This window comes from Dyadobacter sp. LHD-138, from assembly GCF_030929615.1.
Taxonomy (GTDB): Bacteria; Bacteroidota; Bacteroidia; order Cytophagales; family Spirosomataceae; genus Dyadobacter.
Genome location: NZ_JAVFVU010000005.1, coordinates 152,648 through 172,104, shown reverse-complemented (window position 1 = coordinate 172,104; position 19,457 = coordinate 152,648). Strand labels below are relative to the sequence as shown.

Below are 19,457 nucleotides of genomic sequence, written 5' to 3'. Positions count from 1 at the left end.
CAAATTTCATAGGCATTCTGTCATAATGACAGATAATCTTTTCCCAATTTATAAATAATGACTTTCAAAAGAAAGGGAATATATAAACAAAATAGCCGTGCCAATGGAATTATTGTCAGGCTATTTGTAAATAAATCCATTTAAATCGTTTGAACGGTTTGTCCTTTCTTAAACAAAAATGTTTTAGGTCCCGTGGTATATTTTAGATTTGTCATATTGACCTGGTCGTCAAAAATTTCCATCAGGATCGTATTCTGAAGTTTCCAGCCTTCCGGGTTGTCAGGAAAAGGCACTTCAAGGTATATCCAGGTTGCATCTGCCTCCTCTTCTTTGCCAAGGTACTGCACTTCCGCTTTCTTTTGCGCGTTGCTGAGTGCAAAATGTTTCCGGATATAACGTTCTACAAACGGATTATTCTGATCATTATTTTTAATCGAGAAAATGCGTTTGTTGTTATCCTCGGAAACGCCTTTTTCAAGGTCGTCGGTAAAAATCCGTATGCTTATTTCAAAAGATTTGGCAGGCTTGTTATACTGCATCTGCGTTACGCTGACATGATATTGATGTTTTGGCGCAAATGAGCTGGACAAGCAAAAGATTAGGATCAGAAAGGGGAGATGGTTGATCTTCAATGCAAACCTTTAAGAAGATGTAACAGTATTTGAATTGCCCGGTTTATGTCAGATAAGCCGGGCAATGAATATTTTCTAGAAAACAGCTTTCCAGACGTCGTTGAAAATAGCAAAGGCCATTAAACCCAGCAGTAAAACCATACCTACTTTCTGCGCATTTTCAAGGAAAGTGTCAGATGGTTTGCGGCCTGAAATGATTTCGTAAGAAAGGATCACGGCATGTCCGCCATCCAAAGCCGGAATTGGCAATGCGTTCATAAAGGCTAGCACCATCGAAAGCAGACCTGTAAGGTGCCAGAAACGTGCCCAGTCCCAAACGCCACCAAACATTCTGGCAATACCGATCGGGCCACTCAGCGCTTTGGAAGCAGAAACTTCACCGCGGAATATTTTACCAAAACCCTTGATGTTATTGAAAACAACGGCAAAAGCGTTTTTAGTACCTTCCTGCATGGCCTGACCAAGCGTGTAGTTAATTGTTGTAAAAACAAGCAGGTTTTCCGCGCCAATACCGATTGTTCCTTCATCCGAAACTTTAACGTCTATGATCTGCTGCTGTCCTGCACGGTCGATACCGATTTTGGCGACCTGCCCTTTCAAGGGAGGAAGCTGAGCCTGCAATTCCGTGTAAAAACGAATAGGCGCACTGTTGATCGAAACAATTTTATCACCTACTTTAAGTCCGGCTTTTTGTGCAGGGGCGCCAGGAGAAAGCTCGCCAATTTTAAATGGCATCGCCGGGCGTATGAAATTCCCTTTTTCTTCCGGATCAGATAGTTTTTCGATAAAGTTATTAGGGATATCAATATCAATTTCTTCGCCGGCACGATCCACGGTGTAAGAACTGTTGCTGCCTAAAAAGACATCAGAACTGATTACCTCGTTAAAGTCGCTAAAAGATTTTCCGTTGACCTTAATGATCTTATCGCCCGTACGCAGGCCGATCTGCTGTGCAAGATCTCCCGCAATAATTCCGTATTTATTAACTTCTTCTTTGGATAGAATCTTTTCTCCTTCATTGTAAGCAATCACGATAAAGATGATCACACCCACGATGACATTGACGATGATACCGCCAAGCATTACGATTAGGCGCTGCCAGGCGGGTTTTGAACGAAATTCCCATGGCTGAGGATCTTTGTTCATCGCATCCGTATCCATGGATTCATCAATCATACCCGATATTTTCACAAAGCCACCCAGTGGAATGGCACCTATTCCATATTCAGTTTCTCCTTTTTGTATACTCCATATCTTCGGCGGAAATCCGATGAAGTATTTTTCCACACGCATACCAAACATCTTAGCGGCAAACATATGCCCCCACTCATGCAATCCCACCAAAATAGACAAACCCAAAATGAGCTGTCCCGCCATAATTAAGTACTCTAAGTATTCCATTCAGATCTTTGAAGTAATTGAAAATTGATAATGGAAAATTGAAAATAAAACTCCTTTTCGCGAGGCGACCAGGAGCCTGTCATTTCAAAGATTAAACTTTTACTTTTATTGTTAATACAAATAAACGTAAACTCAAACAGTAAAGTTACGCAAAAGCCACAATTTCGTTTAAAAACCTTTGATGAACGGTATCAGGGTTATGAATTTTTCATATCGATATCAATGCCCATCATCCGCATGAGCTCCGACGCGTTGAAAGATTTGCAAATTCCGTCGTGCAGCTGATAATCGAATTTTAGCTGACCGTTCTCCACATCCGACCGGAAGTGGAAGTTATGGACGTAAGACTCCGTCGCTCCCCATTCTCCTAATTCAAGGTCATGTGTTGAGACCAGTCCGGCTGAGCTTTTGGTATGCAACTGACGGATTAACGCCTCGGCACCTTTATGTCGGTCGGCGGAATTTGTTCCTTTTAATATCTCATCCAAAAGATAGAAAACCGGCGACTGATTTTTTTCGTCGGCGAGTTCCAGTAGTTGTCTTAACCGTTTTAATTCGGCATAAAACGATGATGTGCTTTCTTCCAAAGAATCCTGTGTACGCATGCTGCTGAACACGCGGACCGGTGCGCATGCAAATTTGGCGGCAGAAACCACTGCGCCCATCTGAGCCAGTACGAGATTAAGTCCGATCGTCCGTAAAAAGGTACTTTTGCCCGACATATTGGAACCTGTAACCAGGATGGTGTGGCCCAAACCATTCATATGGAAAGGATTACTCACCCGTTTTTCTCTGGGAATAAGCGGATGGCCCATTTGGATCGTTTCAATATACACATCTTTTTGCCAGGTGACCTGAGGAACCGTATGTTCCGGATAAGCAAAGGCATTCCCCGCCAGACTGTTCATGGCTTCGATATCAGCCAGGACGTTGAGCCAGCTATTTAAATCATCCTTGTGGGCCTTTTTCCATTTTTCAAGACCAGCCAGACAATACAGATCCCAAAGCATTGGGATACAGACAAAGACGAAAAAATAAGGATTGTTATGATAATCGAGTCTTTCAAATAAGACACCTGATTTTCTTAAAGAATGTGCAGCGCCGCGGATTAAAGTCTGGCGTTGTTTCCACCAGCGGGAGCGAAAAGTTGCCCCATCGGCAATATCCAGCAAATCGGCATAAGCAGCCAATGTAAGTCCCAGCGCCGTGGTACGGGAAACAAGTCCCTGTATTACTTCCTTATAACGTCGGAGTATGAGCAGGTGCCATGCTAAACTCAGCATCAACAACCAGGCAGGAATTAGTCCTGCGAAAGTCAGTCCGCCAATGATTAGCGTCACAAGTGGCCAGAACCGCCAGCGCAAAGATGCCTGTAAGGAATCGGGTAAAATTTCCGTGGACCAATCCCGGAATGCGCTTACCTGCTGCTGCGCATGCTGATGCAAAAGGGCCGTGGCTTCCCAGGTTTGCCGGAACTCGGGATTGTTTTTAAATTCTTCAACTGCCTCCTGCCGCATCAGAATTTCTTCCAGCGGTGCATGGTTTTTAAGCCAATTTGCCAGTCTGCGGCTGCCTTCTGCCGTGCGCGTTCGGTTTAGAACCCTATACAATGAATAATCGCCGAAAATATCAAGGTCTGTTGCGAACGCGTGATTTTTTTCCTGATAATGAATACCCGTGTCTTTTCTTTTAAACCGAAATGACAAACGTTCGATTTCATCCTCATTGATGGTCTGGATATTGCGCTGGAAATTACGTTTTCTCTTTGCCGTTTGCTGTAACCGCATCAGAATCAGAAAAAGTACAAGTGCGATCGCCGCACCGATGCCCCAACCCGGTTGTCCTGTTTTATTTCCAACCCATAATGTCGCGAAAATGCAGAGAAAAGCGACAACCCTACCGATAGAAAGTACATTGGAACGTTCCTGAGCAATTTGCTCAGCTACTTTTGCTTTCTGAAGTTCCGTTTCAAAAAAAGTGTGTGGGTTTGTCGTTTCCTTATGATTATCCATCAATGCGCCTCTGCTGTTTCAAACTGTAATTTAATCAGACTTGCATACAAGCCGTTGTCGAGCAGAGATAATTCCTGATGTGAGCCCGACTCGGCAATTTTGCCGTCTCTGATTACATAAATGGAATCTACTTTTCTGATCGTTGCCAGTCTGTGTGCAATGACGATGGTGGTGCGGTTTTGCATCAGTTCATTCAGGGCAATTTGGACCAGTTTTTCTGATTCTGCATCCAGCGAGCTTGTTGCTTCATCCAGGATCAGGATTTTCGGATCCTTTAAAATCGCACGTGCAATGGCAATACGCTGACGTTGTCCTCCTGATAGTTTTATACCACGCTCGCCAACAACGGTTTCGAACCGCTCAGGGAACGAATCGATGAACTCAGTGGCATAGGCTTTGTTCGCAGCCTCATAAACCTCTTCTTTTGTCGCAGAAGGTCGGCCATACGCAATATTTTCATAAATCGTCCCCCCAAAAAGAATAACCTCTTGTGGAACGATGGCAATGTTTTTCCGTAATTCTGAAATTCCGTATTCGGATATTGGTTTTCCATCAACCAGAATATTTCCGGATTGATTGTTGTAATACCGCATCAGCAGCTGAATGATCGTAGATTTCCCTGCGCCGCTGTATCCGACCAACGCAATTTTTTCTCCTGCATTCACATGGAAAGAAATTCCCTTTAGTACCGGCAGATCAGCCCTGGATGGATAGGAGAAGTGAACGTTTTTATAGGTAATATCCCCTCTAACCGGTGAAATCGAAGTGTTTGCCGACTCTTCAACCGATACTTCGGATGTTTCTGCCAGCAATTCAAAAATACGTTCCGACGCTCCGACGGTTTTGTTGATCTGTGCATACAAATCGCCAAGGCCTCCAATGGAAGCACCAATAAAAGTGGTATACAAAATGAACGTGAACAAATCGGACAGGTTCATATCCCCGGATTGCACCAGACCTGCGCCAAACCAAATCACGCCAACAATGCCTCCAAAGATTGCAAAGATGATAAACGAGACAAATCCACCACGATAAGTCGCGGCATGGAGTGCCAGTTTTACAACTTTTCCCAACGCCGTTTGATATCTGTTCACTTCCAGATGTTCATTTGTAAAAGCCTTCACAACATTAACAGACTGCAAAGTTTCTTCCACGATCACGTTGGCGGCAGCCAGTTCATCCTGTGCTTTTTTAGACAAACGACGGATGTATCTTCCAAAAAACATGGCTGCAATAACCAGAATCGGGAATGTACCCATCATGAACAATGTTAGTTTCCAGGATGTGTATGAAATAATGGCAATACCGACGACCAACGTGGCTATCTGACGGAAAAATTCAGCGATCGTGAATGACAAAACACCTTCCAGCTGAGAAACATCGGAAGTTACGCGGCTGGTTAATTCTCCGACACGGCGCTGTTCCAGAAATCCTATGGGCAGCGTTATAATTTTGGCATAGGTGTCCCGGCGCAGATCGGCCATGGCCCTTTCGCTGACACGGGTAAACAGGAATATTCGCAGGAAAGAAAAAACAGCCTGGAAAATGAGGACAAAAACCAGGAAGAAGGTAATCTGGTTGATGGTATATTGTGATTTTCCTTCGATGACTTCAACAATGCTTCCGATAAGTTTCGGGAAAGCGAGCGATGTGAAGGTTGAAAGTGTCAGGAATATCATCCCGACTATGAAAAGCCACTTGTAAGGAAGTATGTAACGAAAAAGGGCGAAAGTTTTTTTTAGTCCTTCCCAACTAATTTTTTTTACTGCAAAAGGAGATTCTGATTCTCCCTCATCACTAATTCTTCTTTTGGCCATTGCAAAAATCTATTCAATAAAGGTTACTTAACTGGTATTAACAAAGGGGTAACGGTAATTACGGATTGGTAAATTTAGGTCAAATGCCTGATAACCATATTCCTATCATCAGGGCAGCAAAAGTACGGAATAATTGATAATTACGGACAAGATTGATAAGCCGGATCATTGAGAATTATCATTAGTTTAATAAAAATGGCATTTTTCTGTTTTTTACTAAAAGTAATCCAATGGATATTTTGTAGAATGAATTTTACAAATGTCAATTTAGTGATAAACTGTTATCTGCGTGAAAAAAGAGAAAAAAATTATTCGATTTTGTCGCTTCAAAGCATATAAAACCAACTCTGAAAGGTCTGGATATGAGAACCAACCGCAGCCAACACCACCAGCCGTTCCGTAGGAACGTTTCGTGGTATTGACAGGACTAATTAAATTAATGAGGAATGAAAAGAATCTTAAACGATGGGTGAAATTAAGAATCATGAAATGTTAAAAAAACTTCGGGTAGCGTACGTTTCCTGTTTTTCGTGATGAAAAAAAACCAAGAAAAATCATGAACTTGAGTAATTATTTTTGGAGGTTAAAAATGATAGAACTGGCTCTTTCTTTTGCTCTTTATCCTGTGCTTTCGAAGCTTTATTTGGAGGATAAATTCAGGATTTGGCGTATTACTTACTGCTTTGAAAATTTATTTTCAAAAAAACAGAAACGCACGCAACCGCGGTGACAATTACAACGTAAGTATAGAAAAACAAACGAGATGCCCGAGTATAACTCCGCCGTTCTACAAGAACTACTCGACGGCTGTTTGCAAAAGAACCGCCGTAGTCAGGAGCTGTTGTATAAACAGTTTTATGGCTATGCTATGAGTATCTGTTTACGCTATACACGGAGTCGGGAAGAGGCGAAGGAAATAATGAACGATGGTTTTTTAAAGATTTTTACCAAGCTTGATAGTTTTGATCAAAGCCGTTCCTTTAAAAGTTGGTTGAGCAGGGTCATGATAAATACCGCACTGGATCATTACCGGCACGAAATTCGTCATGAAGTTTTGGATGATGTGGAAGCTGCGGATCAGGTGTTTGTGGATGAAACTGTAATCAACAAAATGGCGCATGAAGAGATAATCAGCCTTGTACAAGAATTAACGCCGGCCTATAGACTGGTTTTTAGTCTGGCTGTGATTGACGGGTACACGCACGAAGAAATTGCCGAACAATTAAATATTTCCGTAGGCGCTTCAAAATCAAATTTGTCGCGGGCCAGGGAAAAGTTGAGAATTATGCTATCCAAAATTAACATTGACAATTATGAAAGAGTTACCAGATGACGAACTGGATAAGCTCTTCAAAAAGTCTGCGGAAGAGCTTGATTCGATATTTGATCCTCAGGATTGGAACGCGCTGAGCAAGAGTTTGGATGGTGCTGATGGAAAAACACCCGCGATGTGGTGGAGAAAATGGTGGTCGGCAGGTTTGCTTGCCTTGCTGATGACAGGCGGAATTGGTACTTATTTGCTAACGAATAACGCAAAAGAATCTGAAAATAATTTTGCTGCCAAGAATGCCGGTCAAACATCGATAGGTCCTGCGCCTGCGATTAAAAAGGATGAAGCGGATAATAATAAAACGGTTGAAAAACTGGCCGGTGAAAATTTGGATGGACAAAATAAAGATGTTGTCCGAATCAAAAACGCTGGCCAGGGCGATGAAACTGGTACTGTTGCAAAAAGCGATGGGGTAGGGATATCAACGAGAGAAAATGGTTTGCCGGGGACGGTGGTTAACAAAGAAATTGCTGCAACAAAAAATAGAAAGATACTGCCCCGTCGCTGGTCTAAGACAGGCGGAGTGTACTTAGAGCCTAACCGTTCTATTGGGAGAGGGGGTGACGGGGCATTTAATTTAGCGGACAATGTTGATAATTCTTCGGGAATTCAGCGCGGTGCCGGAAAAGTAAGGGAGAAAGAAGTTTTGGAGCAGTCAGGAAGCGCTGGAAGTGAAGTTTTTAATTCCGGAAACCGGATGGCAGAAAATGCCGGGACCGACAACGTTTTCAAGCCTGGTGTCGCGGACAATATTCCCGTTGGCTCCCATGATGTGGCTGAGGAAAACCGGTTATTGATTGCTGCGGATTTGCTGGAAGCGCGGGCAATGGTTTGGAATAAAACAAGTACGTTGCCGAAGGTGAGGCCAGCTGGGACACCGGTTTTGGAAACAACCAAAACAGCGGAAGAAAAAGAACCCTCCCCGAAATTTGCCGTGCGTTTTAGTTATTCTCCGGAGCTTAGCACCGTAGGTGTGAAAAATTTCTCAAAACCGGGCACAGCCGTTTCGCTGCTTATTGAATATGCATTGTTCCGGAAATTATACATTCAGACCGGCGTAACCAGAAGTTCGAAAGTTTACAATGCAAAAGCCGGTGAGTACGAATGGCCTGCCAGCTGGTATGACCAGAAAGTGTTGCCAACCAGTGTTGACGGGGTGTGTAAGATCATCGAAATACCGTTGAACCTGCGTTATGATATAGCGCAAACCGAACGCTCACGCTGGTTTGCAGGCGCAGGCGCTTCCTCTTATTATATGCAAAATGAAAAGTACGATTACAATTATTCTAAATACGTTCATTACCCAAAGTGGCCGAATTATGAAACTTCAACCGGCTGGTATTGGCTGAGCCACTTGAATGCCTCGGTTGGATATGAGTATCGTTTGTCGAAAAAATTATCGCTGATCGCAGAACCCTATGTGAGAATTCCAGTTAAAAAGGTTGGGTTTGGTAAGGTGGATCTGTTTACGTTTGGTACTTGGTTTTCAGTTAGATATACCCCTGTTTTTAAATAAGTAGTAAAATTTAATGTCTCCTGTTCATTCCCTGAAAATCAGGGAACGGGATGTTTTTGCCAATTTTTTTCATTCATTCCTAATTAATTCACCATGAACACTACTCAAAAAGAAACGATGAAAAGGGCCGAATTCCTGAGAAGTCTGAGCCTTGGAACATCCACACTGATGGCTGTTTATTGTCTTGGCTCACTTACCTCATGCAGCACAGGGGAAATGGATCCGGTTACAACGCCTCCAACGCCGACAACGCCTGGCGGGACAACCGGTCTTACAGGCAATGCAACGACTTCGGCAGGTGCGATCAACTTTACGGTTGACCTGACCAATGCGACCTATTCAAAGTTGAAAACGGCTGGCTCATTTGCCATCATCGGCGATCTGATCGTGGCTTTTTCCACAACCAAAACATACGTGGCACTGTCAAAAGTATGCACGCATGAAGGAACAACGGTGCAGTACCGCAGTGCTGAAAATGATATCTATTGTCCGAACCACGGCTCGGAATATGCCCTTACGGGCACAGTGGATAATGGTCCTGCTGTTGCCTCGCTGAAGGCGTACAAGGCTGTTGTCTCCGCAGATGGAAATACATTAACAGTAACCGCGTAATTCTGAAGACGATGAAAGCACTCCGCCCCGCAATCATTTTACTTTTTGCTGTAAATTCGCTCCATGCACAGAATGATCTGCTTGGAGAATTGAATAAACTGGATAGCAATGCCACTGTGCCCGTGCAGGCAACTTTTAAATCGACCCGGATCATTAATGGACACTCGGTGGAGACGGTTAAGAAAAACCACATGGATTTTCGGATCTCTCACCGTTTTGGCCGACTGAATTCTGGGTCATATCAACTGTACGGATTGGATCAGGCCACACTGAGACTGGGTTTTGAATATGGTATTTCGAACGATCTGATGATCGGTGTGGGCCGTAGCACGGAACAAAAAGCATTTGATTTTTTTGGGAAATACCGGCTGATCAAACAAACTACCGGAGCGCGGCAGATACCTTTATCGGTAACACTCTTTGGAAGTGCGGCGATCCGTACGCTGCGTCCGGTTTTAGAAGATGAAGTCACCCGCAGTTTTAAAAATAAGCTGACTTATGTATATCAGGCACTTATCGCCCGCAAGTTCAGCGAGAGACTTTCACTGCAAATAACACCAACCTATCTATATCGAAACCTGCCTGAACTAGCCGGAGACAAGCGTGGGCTTTTCTCCGTTGGTTTGGGGGGGCGCTTAAAGCTGAGCAAAAGAGTTTCCGTGAATGCTGAATATTTTTGGGCAGCGCATGATAAAAACGCTACGCTGCCTTATCATGACTCCATGGCCTTTGGCGTCGATATCGAGACCGGCGGGCATGTGTTTCAGCTACATTTTACCAATTCACTGGGGATGATCGAAAAACAATTTATAGGAGAAACGACCGGCAGCTGGGGGAAAGGGGATGTGCATTACGGCTTCAATATCTCACGAACTTTCAGTTTTGACAAGAAAAGCAAGAAAGTGCAATATTAAACATACAGATTTATGAGACATCATATAGTCCTGATCGTAATCTTCCTGATTGCGTTTGCAGGCGTATCAGGGGCGGTTTTCGCCCAGGGAGGCATGTTTGCAACAGCTGGTGGGAATACAAAGTTTTCGTCTGAAACGCCGATGGAAAATATCTATGCGGAAAACAAAAAGACGCAGGTGTTATTGAATACGGCGACGAATGAAATCGCCGTCCGAATGAACATGCGTGACTTTGTTTTTCCAAATAAATTGATGCAGGAACATTTTAATGAAAACTACATGGAGTCGGTCAAATATCCTACGGGGACTTTCAGCGGAAAACTGGATCAGGTTATTGATTTTACTAAAGACGGAACCTATGACGCCTCTGCAACCGGAAGTTTTACGGTGCACGGAGTCAGTAAAAACCGGACGATTAAAGGGAAGCTAAAAATAGAAGGGGGAAAAGTGATGATTAGCGCCGATTTTGAAGTGGCCCTGGTTGATCATAAGATCGATATTCCTCAGATTGTTTTTGTGAAAATCGCACAATCGATCAAGGTAAAAGTGGAGTACATCCTCTCGCCATACAAAAAATAGGAGAGGATGTACAGGAAGTTATCTTCTTCTCTTTTTCTTTTTAGAGCCTGATTTTTTTCTAGAAACCGACTTGTTTTTACGAGTCGGTTTCTTTCTGTGTGATACTTTCTTCCGTGCGTATTTGGATGAATATTTTCTTACTGTTGGTTTTACAGCTTCTTCTTCCTCATCGTCAGCTGAATTGTCCCCTGCAACCTGCTCGTCTCCTTCGGCAGCGGCAGTTTTTGCTTTGGAAGCGACATCCGGAAGCCTGGTATGCGTGATTTGGTCAAGATTGGAAGCATTGTCAATTCCTTTTAAACGGTAAGCATAGGAATACGGACGCGCTTGCAGCCTGTACTTGTCATGCACACGCGGCGACCAGCTGTCATCACCACCAAGTCCCATTTGCGCAAGGTCCAGATTTACCACGGTGGTATTCCCTCTGGAAAGTACTGAGGCACGTTTTTTTGCCGCCAACAATTCCTTGTCGGTATAATCATGGACATTTACGTTGAAAACCGAATCGCTGATCGCAATCAGTCCGAGGCCTTCTTCATTGGTAATGGCAGTCCAGCGTACATCCGTTTTATTTCCGTTTTCCTGAGGACTTATGTACGGGAAATGCTGGTCGGCAACGCTACCCTCATACAACCCGATTCGGCCACTTGTTTTTCGGTCGGCATACGTTTCGTACGGCCCGTTTCCAAACCACTGAATCTTGTTATAGGTGGCAGGCATTTGAAATTGAAAGCCAACTTTTGCCAGTTCCGGCCATTCGCCGCTTGGTGTGAAGGTGTTTTGTACACGAATATCGCCCGTTGCATAAATCGTGTAAACGGAGCTGACGATCATGCCACCAGTCCGGCTGCGAAGGCTTTTCATCATTGTAACCTTAAACACGTGCGGATTCAGTTTCTCAACACGCAGGTCAGAGCCTGTCAGTTTCAGTGAATCCAGATTTGCGTTTCTCCATTGGGCGGCAAAGCTTTGTTTTCCACCGCCTTCGTCGTTATCCGTAGGTACGCGCCAGAAATTTGCAAAAGGACCTGATTCCAGCATTTCTTCCTTTTTATAAACAAACGAAGACATGCGGGCGTTTTTCTTGTTAAAACTGACAGAAAAATGCTGTCCGCTGATCGTTACCCCTTTACCGCGAACCAGCGATAATTTCAAGGCAGGACTCCGGGTATAAGCGACATCTTTTTCTTCCTCAGTGGAAACTTCAAGAGGAACCTGATACCAGGCAATTTCATGATTGTCTAGAGCCCATAAAGTTGGTTTTTTTAACCGGATGCTTAAATTTAAAAAGTATTGGTAACCCGGTTTTGGGTTATTGGGAAACTGATACGGGATCGAAAGCTGCTGCGATTGTTTGGGTAGGGCATTCAGGTTTGCAAGGGTCCCCTCGCTAATAAATTTCCCATTTTCCTGTAAAGACCAAACCAGTTCAAAACCGTTTAGCGAAATAAAATCATAATTATTTTTGATCTTAATCTGACGCTGACCAGTGCGCAGGGTATCGGGGAGATCGAATTTAATGTACTGATAAACTTTTTTTACCTCATTGATTTCCGGTTGCGGTACACGGTCGGGGTTAACGAGCCCGTCACCTGCATTGGCCCCATCAATGTAGTTGAAATAATCCCAGTAAGTCGTTCCATCGGCTGTTTTAAACTGCAAACCCTGATCGACCCAGTCCCAGATAAAGCCACCCTGCATGGTCGGATATTTTTCAATAACATCCCAGTATTCCTTGAAATTGCCAATGCTGTTGCCCATGCCGTGGGCAAATTCGCAAACGATTAACGGTCTGTTTTTATCTTTTTTTACCAATTCGATCATGTCATTGACCGAAGGGTACATCACCGAAATGATATCAAAATTGCTGAGCGCCGTCGGCTTGTAATTGCTTCTTCCCTCATAATGGATCGGCCGTGTCGGATCGGACAGACGGATATAATCAGCCAACGCGTTGAAATTTGCGCCCATACCGGATTCATTTCCCAGGGACCAGATAATAATCGAAGGATGATTTTTATCCCGCTCAATCATCGCAGTGCCTCTGGCAAGAAACGCGGCCTTCCATTGCGGTTTGTCAGCCAGAATGATATTCTTTCTCCACAGTTCATGACTTTCGATGTTCGCTTCATCCATCACGTACAGGCCATATTCGTCGCATAAGTCATACCATTCGGGCACGTTCGGATAATGCGAGGTACGTACGGCATTGATATTGTGCTGTTTCATCAGCGTAATATCTTTGATCATTAGCGCACGGCTCATCACCCGGCCGGTCTCAGGATCAAATTCGTGGCGGTTGACACCTTTGATGGTGATTGCCTTACCGTTTACGAGCAGCTGTCCGCCCGCGATTTTTATCTCGCGAAACCCGACGCGCTGGCTGACGGCTTCAATGGTTTTGCCATCGGAATTGAGTATTTGAATACTGAGGGTATACAATGAAGGCGATTCTGCACTCCATTTTTCCGGATTGGTTACCGGGATTTCAATCCGGATGGGAATTTCACCCTGGGGTTCAACATTGCCAATCTGCCGGCTGATGGGTGCCACAACCACAGATTTTTTTGAGTCATACAACGTGAAAACCAATTGATTTCCCGCAGCGGTCTGTTTTGAAAAATTCTTTACGTAGGTGCTGATCTTTAACGTGGCGTTCTGGTAATTGGCGTCCAGATCCGTGCGCACTGCAAAATCGTTGATGTGGACATCGGGAAGGGTAATCAGATTGACATCGCGGAAAATTCCTGAAAGGCGCCAGAAATCCTGATCTTCAAGATAACTTCCATCGGACCAGTTGACAACTTCTACCGCCAAATGATTTATTCCCGATTTTACGTCGCCGGTCACATTAAATTCAAAAGGAGTCATCCCGTCTTCATGATAGCCAATGGCTTCACCATTCAACCAGACATAACAAGCCGACTGAACGCCTCCGAACTGAAGAAAGAAAGTCTTTCCTTTGTCGCTATCGGATACATTAAACGTTGTGCGGTAAAGTCCGGTCGCATTGGTGTCCGCATCGATTCCCGGAGGATTTGCCTTGAACGGATGTTTGATATTGGCGAAAACCGGTTTGTCATAAGCACGGCCTTCACGTGCACCGGCGACCTGCCAGTTGGAAGGAACGGTAAGATTATCCCAATTGACGGTAGAAAATGACGGCTGGAAAAAATTTGAAGGCGCTTTGGAAGGATGGGAAACCCACTTAAATTTCCATGTGCCGTTTAGCGAATGTACAAAAGGTGATTTTTTATCAAGCTGCAAGGCACTTTTTTCGTCGTCATAAGGGACAAAATCGGCACGCCCTTTTTCGGTATTGACACTGATGATTTCAGGATCCTTCCATTCTGGAACGACCCGGTCTGGAACGACCCGGTCTGGATTGACCCGGTCTGGATTGACCCGGTCTGGAACGACCTGGGCGTTTGAAGATAAAGTGGTTAAAAACAGAAAAATATATAATGCAAGGAACCGGCAGTCATTCAAATGATACATGTTTTTACTAAATCGGGGATGAACTTTACCTACTACAAAAGTAACCTGAGGGTGTAGTGTCGGGTATTTGTAAAAGTATTAAAAGTAGGTTTAAACAAAAAGAAACTGTGGTTAAAAACGCCCTTAATTGCCGTTTTATTTCGATAATGCTTTTATTTGTTCTCTTAATATAAAATTCTGATTATGCTGTTAGCTGTCGATGTTGGTAACACGGATACTGTTTTTGGTCTTTACGAGCGGGACAGCTGGACGCATGTCTGGCGGGTGCGTTCTCTGGCGCAGGAAAGTGAATCACATTATGCATCCAGGTTAATGCTTCATTTTCTGGAAGCCGGCATATCCTTTGATGATGTAAAAACGGTGGTATTAAGCAGTGTGGTGCCGGCGCTCACCCCTACGATTCAGAAAATGCTCCGTTCGTTTTTCAGTGTTGATACCATCACGGTCGGGCCAAACACATTTCCCGGTTTGACGATTGCCATTGATCATCCGCATGAACTGGGCGCGGACCTTATTGCCAATGCCGTGGCGGTGATGACCCGGTACAAACAAAATTGCGTGGTGGTTGATTTTGGTACGGCGCTTACTTTTACAACGGTTTCAAACAAGGGAGAAATTCTGGGCGTGGCGATTCTGCCGGGACTGGTTACTGCCGTTAAGGCATTGTTTGCCAATACGGCTCAACTTCCTGAAGTTCCTTTGAAACTTCCTGCTTCGGCTATTGGCAAAAACACAGTCCAGTCGATCCAGGCTGGAATTTTGCTGGGTTATGAGGGTTTGGTAAAATCTTTAATTCACCGCATCCGGCTCGAAATGAACGGTGATTGTATCGCTGTCGCGACGGGTGGCTTATCATCCATTATCGATACGCTCCGTGATGAATTTATTGAAATCGACCCGAAACTGACTTTGGACGGTTTGAGGATTATTGGTGAAAAAATTAACGCGACGCGATAGCCGGATTACGGCTTGCAGGTTCTGAAATCACCGTTTTCTATTTTTTTTAAGTTCGTCGTATCCTGATTGTAAAGATAAACCCAGCAGGGAAGATCCGATCCGTCCTGCATTTGGATGGGTATGATCTTCCGGAGGTACAGACTTTTCTCTTGGTCTTCAAAAACGTCCTCATATTCGTCCAGTTCGGGCAGTACTATGGCTTTATTGGTCAGCCTGTAAACCTCTCCATGAACGCTGTTTTCGCTGTTTTTCATATAAACGGCTCCCGGATACCAGCTTATTTGATACAGCGAACCGGGGAATGATCCCTTGCCTTCGAACCTTGATAAAGCATGCAGTCGCCGGGCAAAAGGATTTTCGAAGCCTTGCATCAAAGTACCATAGGTAAACAGGAAATCGGTGTTTGCATTCATGGGGATAAATTGGATTTAAAACAATCTTATAATAGTAATATTATATAGAATTTTTCGGTTCTAAGGTATAATTGATCATTCTTAATAACTATTAGGAATGGGATTTTTCTTATATTTACGATGAAGAGCACTTCATCTAACCCAGAATTGATATGTACGAAAAGAATCTCGGTACCAAACAAAAGGCGTTACGGATTAATCTTGATCGCCGGATTTATGGCTCATTTGCTGAAATCGGTGCAGGGCAGGAAACAGCTGCCTTCTTTTTCAAATCGGGTGGTGCATCGGGTACGATTGCCAAGACAATGTCTGCCTATGATATGACTTTCAGCGATGCAATTTATGGAACGGAAGAAGGCGGGCGTTATGTCGTTGAGTCAAGGTTGATGAAGATGCTGAACCGGGAATACAATCTGGTGGAAAAACGTCTTCAGGAAAAAAGAGGTGAAGAGAGCCAGTTTTTTGCATTTGCCAATACTGTAGTAGCGTTAAACTTTCAAAAAACGAATGAATCCCACGGCTGGATCGGCCTTCAGTTTCAGCTGACACCGCTTGGCCCCACCAATTATGTGGTGATTCACGTACGGATGCGTGATGATGAAAATCTGCTTCAGCAACAGGCGTTGGGTATTATCGGCGTAAATCTGATGTACGGTTGCTTCTTTTATCATAAATCTCCGGAAATACTTTTAATGTCCTTAATGGACGATCTTATTCCCGACAGAATCGAAATCGATATGGTCCGTTTCAGCGGTCCTGATTTTGTAAAGGTTGATAACCGTCTGATGAGCCTTCGTTTGGTAAAAAACGGGTTTACCGACGCGGCCTTGTTTGGTTCTGATGGTGGTGTTTTACAGCCTTCCGAGGCGTTGTACAAAAAACATATTCTCATGATGCGCGGCCGTTTGCGCCCGATCACGAATGTACATATTGATTTGATCAGCAACGGGCAGAAGCAATTTCTTGCTGAACCGGATGTTGATGAATCCAAAGTTGTTTTGGTTTCAGAGCTGACACTTCACAATTTGAAGGGCTCTGATAAGGATATTGATGAAAAGGATTTCCTTGACCGTGTGGATATTTTGTGTTCGCTCGGCCACATGGTTATGATCTCCAACCACCACGAATATTTCCGTCTGGTTGCTTATCTGTCGCGGCTTTCTAAACTGAAAGCAGGTTTATTGCTGGGCAGCCCGAGTTTGCAGGATATTTTTGAAGAAAAACACTATGAATTTCTTCCCGGAGGCATTCTTGAGTCGTTCGCTACACTGTTTAGCCGTAAGGTGAAGTTGTTTATTTACCCGACTTTGCAGCCCGATGGCTCGGTGTACAGCTGTGAAAATTTTGTTGTGCCGGATCACCTGCGCCCTTTGTTCCAGTACCTGATTATTAACAATAAAATTGAAGATATCCGGAACTACAACAAAGAGCACATGCACATCACGACGGACAGCGTGCTTGAAAAAATCAAAAGGGGAGAACCCGGATGGGAAAAACTGGTACCGGAAAATGTCGCCGTTATCATCAAGGAAAAATCACTTTTCGGTTTACCAAATCAAGAAAACTATATCAATACGGTGAAGTCAATTCATCAGGCTGTTGGTAATTTATGAGTTTGATAAGCTGACATTTCGCGTGACATTTCATTACGTCACAGGAAAACCCATCGTGCCAGGATTATTTTCTGGTGCGATGGGTTTTCTCACGCTGGCACTTTACAGTCCTGCACTCTTCTTTTTTGATTATAAATGAATCGGCGTTTCATTTCTGCTATTCGGTAGCTGGGTAAAATTATTGTGATTGGTACTTAAGTAAATAATAATTGTACTTTGAGGCACTTGTCGTTCGGGGTATGATTTAAATAACTCGTCTAAATTATTAGCGGTCAGTAGGGTATAATCATTTGTCTATTGACTTGTCTAAACTTTAAACTTCCTAAATCAGCGACTCATGAAGAAAGAACACGAAGTTTCGCGCCGTGACTTTATCAAAAACACGGCCGGTGCGGCAGTAGTATTTTCCATTCCTTCCATTATTCCAGCGAGTGCTTTCGGTGCCAACGACCGGGTTCGTGTGGCGGTTATCGGTGTGAATGGCCGCGGACAGGATCATATCAAGGGTTTTTCAAAACTTGCCAATGTGGAAGTGGCAACCTTATGTGACCCGGATGATGTGATTTTACAAACACGGGCGAAGGAGTTTTCTGAAAAGAATAATGGTAAAAAAGTGAAGACGGAAAATGATCTTCGTAAAGTTTATGAGGATAAATCCATTGACGCAGTCAGTATTGCAACGCCAAACCACTGGCATTCGCTGGCGGCAATCTGGGCTTGTCAGGCTGGTAAAGATGTGTATGTGGAAAAGCCCGGCTCCCATAATCTGCATGAGGGACGCAAGATGGTTGAGGCGGCGCATAAGTATAAGCGCGTTGTCCAGCATGGCGTGCAATTGAGGAGTTCAGAAGCTTTGCAGGAAGCGGTGAAACATATGCGCGCCGGTTTGATTGGAAACGTGTATATGGCCCGTGGATTGGTGTATAAATGGAGACCGGATATTGGAAACAAAGGCACAGAGCCCGTTCCTGCCGGATTAAATTATGATCTGTGGACGGGGCCGGCAGAAATGAAGCCTTTTTCCAAAAACTACGTGCATTACAACTGGCACTGGCATTGGAATTATGGAAATGGTGATGTGGGAAATCAGGGCATCCATGAAACTGATATGTGTATGTGGGGATTGGGCGTGGACACTTTCCCTGAAAAGATAACTTCCTCGGGCGGTAAATTTCTGTGGGACGATGCGAAGGAAACGCCGGAGGTATTAAGTTCTTCCTTCATTTATCCAAAGGAAAAGAAGATCATTGAATTTGAAGTACGTCCCTGGATGACCAACGATGAAGGCGGCGTGGGTATCGGTAATATATTTTATGGCAGCGAAGGTTATCTGGTTGTCAAAGGATATGATTTTTATGAAACATTCCTGGGGAAAGATAAAAAGCCCGGCCCCACACGGAAGGCTGGGGGAGACCATTACAAAAACTTCATTGATGCCGTGGTGGCACGTGATCCTAAAATGGTGAATGGCCCGGTAGAAACGGCCCATTTATCGTCGGGATTGGCGCATTTAGGCAATATTGCGTACCGGACGGGTCGTGCGTTAACCTTTGACCCTAAAACGGAAAAGTTTGTGGGCGATGACGATGCGAATACTTACCTGACAAGGAAGTACAGAGCACCGTATACCGTCCCGGAAATTGTATAGAGAATTATTTTGAGTGTGCTTATAAGAGAATAGCCCGGAAGAATTTTTTCGGGCTATTTTAATACAGCTCATGTTTTGCTGCATTTGATATTAATTTCATTGGAAAATAGTTTTCTACCCGAAAATAATTTAGTTGGTTCTATCAATACCACGAAACGCTCCTACGAAGCGAAAACCACATAAATTCATCCGAGTTTCTACCAACGAAATGTCCCGATGGAACAGAGATATTTGGATGCTTCGGCGTTTTGTTCCAATAGGATATTTGTTTGGCGGTCCGCCGCGCGGTAGCAATGATATTGAAATATCGTTCCCTTGGAACGGTTGGTGCTTCAAAGTTTAGTCTTTTTGATTGCTATAAGAATTATCTTCGCGTAGCGTAGGGAAATAGTTGAGGAAGAATATGATTTATGCAGCTTGACAGGCTCCTTAGAGCTATTTGTTTTTTACTTCACCTTCAAACACAGAAAAGGTGTCCGGTTATCAAAACCAAACACCTTTTCAAATAATATATA

Annotated in this window: 14 protein-coding genes; 8 read left to right on the top strand and 6 right to left on the bottom strand. The window is 44.0% G+C overall.

The features are described from left to right. Positions 1-140: 140 nt before the first annotated feature. From RB622_RS04910 to RB622_RS04895, 4 genes are all read right to left on the bottom strand, one after another. On the bottom strand, positions 141-590 hold the full coding sequence (locus RB622_RS04910) for a DUF6702 family protein (RefSeq protein WP_308045407.1): 450 nt from the start codon (positions 588-590) through the stop codon (positions 141-143). A 117-nt stretch (positions 591-707) separates the two neighbouring features. Beyond that, positions 708-2,009, bottom strand: a complete 1,302-nt coding sequence (rseP, locus tag RB622_RS04905) for an RIP metalloprotease RseP (protein WP_308045406.1) — start codon at positions 2,007-2,009, stop codon at positions 708-710. A 221-nt stretch (positions 2,010-2,230) separates the two neighbouring features. Next, positions 2,231-4,045 carry a MutS-related protein gene (locus RB622_RS04900; RefSeq protein ID WP_308045405.1) on the bottom strand — a complete coding sequence of 605 codons (1,815 nt, stop codon included), beginning with the start codon at positions 4,043-4,045 and terminating at the stop codon, positions 2,231-2,233. Further along, positions 4,045-5,862, bottom strand: coding sequence for an ABC transporter transmembrane domain-containing protein (locus RB622_RS04895; RefSeq protein WP_308045404.1), 1,818 nt, complete (start codon positions 5,860-5,862; stop codon positions 4,045-4,047). The genes RB622_RS04900 and RB622_RS04895 overlap by 1 nt, the downstream gene beginning before the upstream one ends. Before the next feature lie 763 nt (positions 5,863-6,625). Between RB622_RS04895 and RB622_RS04890 the strand changes: the two genes are divergently transcribed. From RB622_RS04890 to RB622_RS04870, 5 genes are all read left to right on the top strand, one after another. After that, positions 6,626-7,195 carry a sigma-70 family RNA polymerase sigma factor gene (locus RB622_RS04890; protein ID WP_308045403.1) on the top strand — a complete coding sequence of 190 codons (570 nt, stop codon included), beginning with the start codon at positions 6,626-6,628 and terminating at the stop codon, positions 7,193-7,195. Then, the gene (locus tag RB622_RS04885) at positions 7,176-8,708 is read left to right on the top strand and encodes a hypothetical protein (RefSeq protein ID WP_308045402.1); all 1,533 of its coding nucleotides are present in this window, start codon (positions 7,176-7,178) and stop codon (positions 8,706-8,708) included. The genes RB622_RS04890 and RB622_RS04885 overlap by 20 nt, the downstream gene beginning before the upstream one ends. A 93-nt stretch (positions 8,709-8,801) precedes the next feature. Continuing rightward, positions 8,802-9,320 (top strand): Rieske (2Fe-2S) protein, encoded by a 519-nt coding sequence (locus RB622_RS04880; RefSeq protein WP_308045401.1) that lies wholly within the window; start codon positions 8,802-8,804, stop codon positions 9,318-9,320. A gap of 11 nt (positions 9,321-9,331) precedes the next feature. Then, complete coding sequence (locus RB622_RS04875) at positions 9,332-10,234, top strand: DUF5777 family beta-barrel protein (protein ID WP_308045399.1); 903 nt, start codon at positions 9,332-9,334, stop codon at positions 10,232-10,234. 12 nt (positions 10,235-10,246) lie between these two features. Continuing rightward, positions 10,247-10,813 (top strand): YceI family protein, encoded by a 567-nt coding sequence (locus RB622_RS04870; protein ID WP_308045397.1) that lies wholly within the window; start codon positions 10,247-10,249, stop codon positions 10,811-10,813. 18 nt (positions 10,814-10,831) lie between these two features. Here the strand turns inward: RB622_RS04870 and RB622_RS04865 are convergent, their stop codons facing one another. Then, positions 10,832-14,311 (bottom strand): glycoside hydrolase family 2 TIM barrel-domain containing protein, encoded by a 3,480-nt coding sequence (locus RB622_RS04865; protein WP_308045396.1) that lies wholly within the window; start codon positions 14,309-14,311, stop codon positions 10,832-10,834. A 183-nt stretch (positions 14,312-14,494) separates the two neighbouring features. Here RB622_RS04865 and RB622_RS04860 point away from each other — a divergent pair, with 183 nt between their 5' ends. After that, positions 14,495-15,268 (top strand): type III pantothenate kinase, encoded by a 774-nt coding sequence (locus RB622_RS04860; RefSeq protein WP_308045395.1) that lies wholly within the window; start codon positions 14,495-14,497, stop codon positions 15,266-15,268. A gap of 5 nt (positions 15,269-15,273) precedes the next feature. Here the strand turns inward: RB622_RS04860 and RB622_RS04855 are convergent, their stop codons facing one another. Beyond that, positions 15,274-15,681, bottom strand: a complete 408-nt coding sequence (locus RB622_RS04855) for a gamma-glutamylcyclotransferase family protein (RefSeq protein ID WP_308045394.1) — start codon at positions 15,679-15,681, stop codon at positions 15,274-15,276. Positions 15,682-15,833: 152 nt separating this feature from the next. Here RB622_RS04855 and RB622_RS04850 point away from each other — a divergent pair, with 152 nt between their 5' ends. Next, a complete protein-coding gene (locus tag RB622_RS04850; RefSeq protein ID WP_308045393.1) occupies positions 15,834-17,294 on the top strand; it encodes a TonB-dependent receptor in 1,461 nt (486 codons plus the stop codon). A 337-nt stretch (positions 17,295-17,631) separates the two neighbouring features. Next, complete coding sequence (locus RB622_RS04845) at positions 17,632-18,942, top strand: Gfo/Idh/MocA family oxidoreductase (protein ID WP_308045391.1); 1,311 nt, start codon at positions 17,632-17,634, stop codon at positions 18,940-18,942. The last annotated feature ends 515 nt before the right edge of the window (positions 18,943-19,457 follow it).

What these genes read in the sequence shown, in the direction of transcription:
- rseP (WP_308045406.1), bottom strand. Translation starts at nt 2,009, where the DNA reads ATGGCGGGACAGCTCATTTTGGGTTTGTCTATTTTGGTGGGATTGCAT.
- RB622_RS04900 (WP_308045405.1), bottom strand. Translation starts at nt 4,045, where the DNA reads ATGGATAATCATAAGGAAACGACAAACCCACACACTTTTTTTGAAACG.
- RB622_RS04895 (WP_308045404.1), bottom strand. Translation starts at nt 5,862, where the DNA reads ATGGCCAAAAGAAGAATTAGTGATGAGGGAGAATCAGAATCTCCTTTT.
- RB622_RS04890 (WP_308045403.1), top strand. Translation starts at nt 6,626, where the DNA reads ATGCCCGAGTATAACTCCGCCGTTCTACAAGAACTACTCGACGGCTGT.
- RB622_RS04885 (WP_308045402.1), top strand. Translation starts at nt 7,176, where the DNA reads ATGAAAGAGTTACCAGATGACGAACTGGATAAGCTCTTCAAAAAGTCT.
- RB622_RS04880 (WP_308045401.1), top strand. Translation starts at nt 8,802, where the DNA reads ATGAACACTACTCAAAAAGAAACGATGAAAAGGGCCGAATTCCTGAGA.
- RB622_RS04875 (WP_308045399.1), top strand. Translation starts at nt 9,332, where the DNA reads ATGAAAGCACTCCGCCCCGCAATCATTTTACTTTTTGCTGTAAATTCG.
- RB622_RS04870 (WP_308045397.1), top strand. Translation starts at nt 10,247, where the DNA reads ATGAGACATCATATAGTCCTGATCGTAATCTTCCTGATTGCGTTTGCA.
- RB622_RS04865 (WP_308045396.1), bottom strand. Translation starts at nt 14,311, where the DNA reads ATGTATCATTTGAATGACTGCCGGTTCCTTGCATTATATATTTTTCTG.
- RB622_RS04860 (WP_308045395.1), top strand. Translation starts at nt 14,495, where the DNA reads ATGCTGTTAGCTGTCGATGTTGGTAACACGGATACTGTTTTTGGTCTT.
- RB622_RS04855 (WP_308045394.1), bottom strand. Translation starts at nt 15,681, where the DNA reads ATGAATGCAAACACCGATTTCCTGTTTACCTATGGTACTTTGATGCAA.
- RB622_RS04850 (WP_308045393.1), top strand. Translation starts at nt 15,834, where the DNA reads ATGTACGAAAAGAATCTCGGTACCAAACAAAAGGCGTTACGGATTAAT.
- RB622_RS04845 (WP_308045391.1), top strand. Translation starts at nt 17,632, where the DNA reads ATGAAGAAAGAACACGAAGTTTCGCGCCGTGACTTTATCAAAAACACG.